Below are 4,682 nucleotides of genomic sequence, written 5' to 3'. Positions count from 1 at the left end.
CGCCGGCGCCCGCCCGCCGGCGCCCGCCCGCCGGCGCGCCCACGCCTCACCGCAGCAGGTCGTACCCCGCCAGCAGCACGAGGAGCTCGCGCTCCAGCAGGTCGCCGTCGATCGCGACGTCGAGGCCCGGGGCCGTCCGCCGGCGGATGCGCAGCGTGGCCTGGCAGCCGTGGGCCGTCAGCTCCGCGCACGCCCCGACGGTGCGGTTGCGACGCCAGGTGACCGTCGGGCGCGTGGCGTCCCCGAGGGTGATCTCGCCGTCCCGCAGCGCGGCCCCGACCGAGCCGTCGGCGGCGGTGGCGTCGACCGATGAACGGCAGGAGCCCGGCGTCAGGGTCCAGGTGCGGTCGCCCACGCTGGCGGTCGCGGCCGGGCTCCCTGGTCGAACGCCGAGGAGCAGGCGGCCGACCGGGCGGCCGTCCTCGCGCAGCTCATACTCGGGACGCCAGCGCCCGGTGCGGACGAGGGAGAGACGGGTGCGGACGAGCGGCATGCCCCAGTTTCGGTGACCGCGGGGGCGGCGCATCGCGCCCGAGGTCGCAAGGCGGCGTACGCGTGTTCGACGCCGGTCCAACCGGGACCGCCGAGGTGCCACAGGTGGCCCGACGTCCGTCGGACCGGGGGCCCACCGCGGTCCCGCGGCGGGTCGTCGGCTCAGGAGCGGTAGAGCGCCCGCGTCGGGACGATGTAGTACTCGACGTCCGTCGCGGGGCCGCCCTTGTAGCCGGGCGTCGAGACGGTCTCGACGCTGCCGCCCTTGCGCGTGACGAAGTCGTCGACCTCGGAGAGCTGCTTGGGCTGCACGCTGTCGCGGCGGAGGCGCTCGTACTTCTCGGGGGTGTCGATCGGGTGCGTCTCGGCTTCCGCGAGGGTCTGCAGGAGCGCCACGATCTGTCCGTCGGTCATGGACCAAGCGTCACAGGATCGACGGATGCGCGCGCTGCGACCGGCTTCGCGGGCCCGTCAGCGCCCGGGGGTCTCGAGCCGGGAGAGCTCGTCGAGCAGCCCGACGGCGAACGATCCGGGGCCCCGCGCGGCGCCCGAGGCCCGCTCCGCGGCGACGGCGATCACCGCGTGCGCGGCGGTCGCCGCCCGCAGCGCGTCGGGCGCCACGGCCAGGAACGAGGCGACCAGCGCCCCCAGCGCGCAGCCCGCACCGGTCACCCGCGTCAGCAGCCCGTCGCCGCCGGGGACCTCGACCACTCCGCCGGGGGTGACCAGCAGGTCGACCGGGCCGCTGATCGCCACGACCGCGCCCGTCCTCTCCGCGAGTCCGCGCGCCGCGTCGACGGCCGCCTCGGGACCGCTGGTGGCGTCGACGCCGCGACCCCCGGTGCCCCCGGCCAGCGCGAGGACCTCGGAGGCGTTCGCGCGGATCACGGCCGGGCGTCGCTCGAGCAGCTCGTGCGCCAGCGCCGTGCGCATCGGCAGCGGGCCGACCGCGACCGGGTCGAGCACCCACGGCACCCCGTGGGCGACGGCCGCGGCGACGGCGACCCGGGCGGCCTCGCCCTGCTCGGCGGTGACGGTGCCCAGGTTGATCAGGAGCCCCCCGGCGATCGCGGCCAGGTCCCCGGCCTCCTCCGGCGCGTGGACCATCGCCGGCGACGCGCCGGCCGCGAGCAGCACGTTGGCCGTCACGTTCGAGACGACGACGTTGGTGATGCAGTGCGTCAGCGGCGCGGCGGCCCGCAGCGACGCCAGGTCGCCGACGACCTCCGGGTGGGGCCAGGCACGGGTGGTCCGGGGGTCGCTCATGGTGCGCAGAACGTAGCGCCGGACGACGCGGCCCCGGGACCCCGCGGTTGAACGTCGTTCGTGACCCGGGTCCACTCGCGGCCCGGCGCGGTGCGCTAGAACCAGAGGACGGGTCGGCCCGCCGTCGCCCCGCGTTCCCCCATGTCCTCGCCGTACCACCAGCCCACCCGCGTCCAGCCCCCCGCTCCCCAGCCGGCCCCGCCGGCGGCGGCCGCCGGGGCGCTCGACCTCAAGACGCTGATCATCACCGCGGTCGCGTCCGCGCTGGCGGCGTTCATCTGCTCGAAGGTGTGGGCGCCGGGCACGCTGGCCTCGGCGGCGTTCACGCCCGTCGCGGTCGCCGTGTTCCGCGAGGCGCTGCGCAAGCCGACCGAGGTCGTCACGACGGCGCTGCCGGCCGCGCTGCCGATCGCGCGGCGCACGGCGTCGGACCCCGGCCCCTACGGCGCGCCGACCGGCCCGGGCACCCCGTTCTCGGACGCCGATCCCACGCGCGTCCACGACGTCGTCCCCGGTCCCGACGAGCAGCCGACCCGCGTCTCGCCGGCGATCGGGCCCCAGGGTCCCGGGGCCGTCGGGGCGGAGCCCGTGACCGTCCACGCCGTCGCCGCGCGCAACCGCCGGCGCTGGCAGGTGGCGATCGTCACCGGCCTGCTGGGCTTCGTCATCGCCGCGCTGCTGATCACCGTGCCGGAGGTGCTGGCCGGCAAGGACAGCACCACGATCTTCCGCGAGGGCCGCAGCACGCCCGCGAAGACGCAGGCGACCCCGGCGACGACCACGACGACCGAGACCGTCACGCCGACGGTCACCACGGTCGCCCCCGAGACGGTCACGCGGACCGAGACGGTCCCGACGACGACCACGCCCACCGAGACGACGACCGTCACGGAGGAGGCGCCGGCGACGACCACCACGACGCGCTCGACGCCGACGACCCCGACCACGCCGGAGGACGGCGCGGTCGACCCGGCGGACCAGGTCCCGTAGGCCACGGACCCGTCGGTGCGGCGGGTGGCCCGCCGCCACCGGCGCGCGTCCCGCGAGTGCGGCCTACGCGACCTTCGCCAGCGCCAGGCCGAAGAGGCCGTCGGCGTCGGTCAGCAGGTCCTCGAGCTCCAGTCCGGCGGCCGCGAGGTCCGCGGCGATGCGCTCACGGGTGAACTTCGACGAGATCTCCGTCCGCAGCTCCTCGCGGGCGGCGAACCGCACCGTGAGGTCGAGCGCCTCGATCCGCACCGCGTGGTCGCGCACCGCGCGCAGGCGGATGTCGATCCACTCGTTCTCGTGGTCGAAGAACGCGACGTGCTCGTACTCGTCGACCGGGAAGTCCGCACCGAGCTCGCGGTTGATCACGGTCAGGACGTTGCGGTTGAACGCGCTCGTCACGCCGGCGGCGTCGTTGTAGGCCAGCTCGATGACGGCCGGGTCCTTGACGAGGTCGATGCCGACGAGGAGCCGACCGTCCGTGTCCAGGAGACCGCGCAGGCGGCTGAGGAAGTGGCGGCGGCTGCCGGCCTGCAGGTTGCCCAGCGTGCCGCCGAGGATCGCGACGATGCGGGGGCCGATCGGCGCGGGGATCAGCCCGAGGTCGCGCTCGAAGTCGCCGACGATGCCGTGGACGGGGATCCCGAACTCGGCCGCGACCTCGCCGGCGCAGTGGTGGACGGTCGGGGCGGAGACGTCGAGCGGCACGAAGCGCTCCAGCGTGCCGGCGCGCTTGAGGGCGTCGAGCAGCACCCCGGTCTTCGTCGCGAAGCCCGAGCCGAGCTCGACGAGGTCCACGGCGCCGGTGAGCTCCGCGATCTGCTCCGCCCGCTCGACGAGGATCGCCCGCTCCGTGCGGGTCGGGTAGTACTCCGGCAGGTCGCAGATCGCGTGGAAGAGGTCCGATCCGTGGTCGTCGTAGAGGTGCTTGGGCGGCAGCTGCTTGAACGGCTGGGTCAGACCGTCGTGGACGTCGTGGGCGAGGGTGCGCGGGGCGGGATCGGCGTCGGCGACGGTGACCGAGACGAGGTCGGACGCGGCGGTGTTGGTGGTGCTCATGGTGTGGCCTCCCGGCCGGTCGGTGCGGCGGGTGCAGGGGACGGGGCGGAGGATCCGCCGTCCACGCGCGTTGCGTCGGGACGTGCGTCGTCGACGGGGTGCTCGTCGGTGTTCAGGGCGTCCGCCGCGAGGCGCACGCCGGAGAAGATCTGTCGCCGCTCGGGCAGGTCCCAGTTGCGGAACGTGGTCGTCGCGACGCGGGGGTGGGCGGCGAAGGAGCCGCCGCGGAGGACGCGGTACCCGCGGTCGAAGAAGACCTCGGAGTACTCCTTGTACGGGTGGGCCGTGAAGCCCGGGTAGCCGTGGAAGACGGTCGAGGTCCACTCCCAGACGGTCCCGACGTCCTCGAGGATCCCGGCGGCGGCGGCGTGCTCCCACTCGGCCTCGGTCGGCAGGCGCAGGCCCGCCCAGGCGGCGAACGCCTCCGCCTGGAAGGCGTTGAGGTGGCAGACGACCTGGTCCGCGACGGACGCGACGGACGCCTCGGGAGCGCGGATCGCGCCCCCGCCTGCCCCGCCGCCGCCGCTCGAGCCGTCCCCGGTCGCGTCGTTCACGGCGCTCCCGGCGCCGCCGGCGCGCCAGGCCCAGCCGGCGTCGCTCCAGAAGCGCTGGTCGCGGGTCCCGCCGTCGGCGACGAACGCGTCCCACTGCGCGACGGTGACCGGGCGCGGGGCGATCCGGAAGGCCGCGACGGGGCGGTCGTGCCGGGGACGCTCGTTGTCGTAGGAGAAGACGTCGGGTGCCGCGCCGACCCGCACGTCGCCGGCGGGGACGCGCAGGAGCGTGCCCCCGAGGACCTCCGCGCGGGAGCGGGCGGCGGCGGAGATCGGGCGCATGGGACCCCGGGGCGCGTCGCCGCCGGCGGCCGCGACCCGCGC

At 76.0% G+C, this 4,682-nt stretch carries 6 protein-coding genes; 1 reads left to right on the top strand and 5 read right to left on the bottom strand.

The features are described 5' to 3' along the window. Positions 1 to 46: 46 nt before the first annotated feature. The 3 genes from Q7T67_RS19575 to thiM form a co-directional block, all read right to left on the bottom strand. A complete protein-coding gene (locus Q7T67_RS19575) occupies positions 47 to 493 on the bottom strand; it encodes a hypothetical protein (protein ID WP_304793878.1) in 447 nt (148 codons plus the stop codon). A gap of 161 nt (positions 494 to 654) precedes the next feature. After that, entirely contained in the window at positions 655 to 906 is a 252-nt protein-coding gene (locus Q7T67_RS19570; RefSeq protein WP_304793875.1) for a hypothetical protein, read from the bottom strand. Between the two features lie 57 nt (positions 907 to 963). After that, positions 964 to 1,758 carry a hydroxyethylthiazole kinase gene (gene thiM / locus Q7T67_RS19565; RefSeq protein WP_304793871.1) on the bottom strand — a complete coding sequence of 265 codons (795 nt, stop codon included), beginning with the start codon at positions 1,756 to 1,758 and terminating at the stop codon, positions 964 to 966. Between the two features lie 141 nt (positions 1,759 to 1,899). Here thiM and Q7T67_RS19560 point away from each other — a divergent pair, with 141 nt between their 5' ends. Further along, positions 1,900 to 2,748 carry a hypothetical protein gene (locus Q7T67_RS19560; RefSeq protein ID WP_304793868.1) on the top strand — a complete coding sequence of 283 codons (849 nt, stop codon included), beginning with the start codon at positions 1,900 to 1,902 and terminating at the stop codon, positions 2,746 to 2,748. Between the two features lie 63 nt (positions 2,749 to 2,811). Here Q7T67_RS19560 and egtD read toward each other — a convergent pair whose 3' ends face one another. Together egtD and Q7T67_RS19550 are read right to left on the bottom strand one after the other, a co-directional pair. Beyond that, on the bottom strand, positions 2,812 to 3,804 hold the full coding sequence (egtD, locus tag Q7T67_RS19555; RefSeq protein WP_304793865.1) for an L-histidine N(alpha)-methyltransferase: 993 nt from the start codon (positions 3,802 to 3,804) through the stop codon (positions 2,812 to 2,814). Next, a partial coding sequence (locus tag Q7T67_RS19550) for an SUMF1/EgtB/PvdO family nonheme iron enzyme (RefSeq protein ID WP_304793863.1) occupies positions 3,801 to 4,682 on the bottom strand: 882 nt, incomplete at its 5' end. The genes egtD and Q7T67_RS19550, both read right to left, overlap by 4 nt.

The sequence above is a fragment of the Patulibacter sp. genome, assembly GCF_030655195.1.
In the GTDB taxonomy this organism is placed as follows: domain Bacteria; phylum Actinomycetota; class Thermoleophilia; order Solirubrobacterales; family Solirubrobacteraceae; genus Patulibacter.
This window is presented reverse-complemented; position numbering and strand designations above follow the sequence as displayed.

Bases quoted from the DNA above. Each gene is read 5' to 3' on its own strand.
- Q7T67_RS19575 (WP_304793878.1), bottom strand. From the start codon at position 493: ATGCCGCTCGTCCGCACCCGTCTCTCCCTCGTCCGCACCGGGCGCTGG.
- Q7T67_RS19570 (WP_304793875.1), bottom strand. From the start codon at position 906: ATGACCGACGGACAGATCGTGGCGCTCCTGCAGACCCTCGCGGAAGCC.
- thiM (WP_304793871.1), bottom strand. From the start codon at position 1,758: ATGAGCGACCCCCGGACCACCCGTGCCTGGCCCCACCCGGAGGTCGTC.
- Q7T67_RS19560 (WP_304793868.1), top strand. From the start codon at position 1,900: ATGTCCTCGCCGTACCACCAGCCCACCCGCGTCCAGCCCCCCGCTCCC.
- egtD (WP_304793865.1), bottom strand. From the start codon at position 3,804: ATGAGCACCACCAACACCGCCGCGTCCGACCTCGTCTCGGTCACCGTC.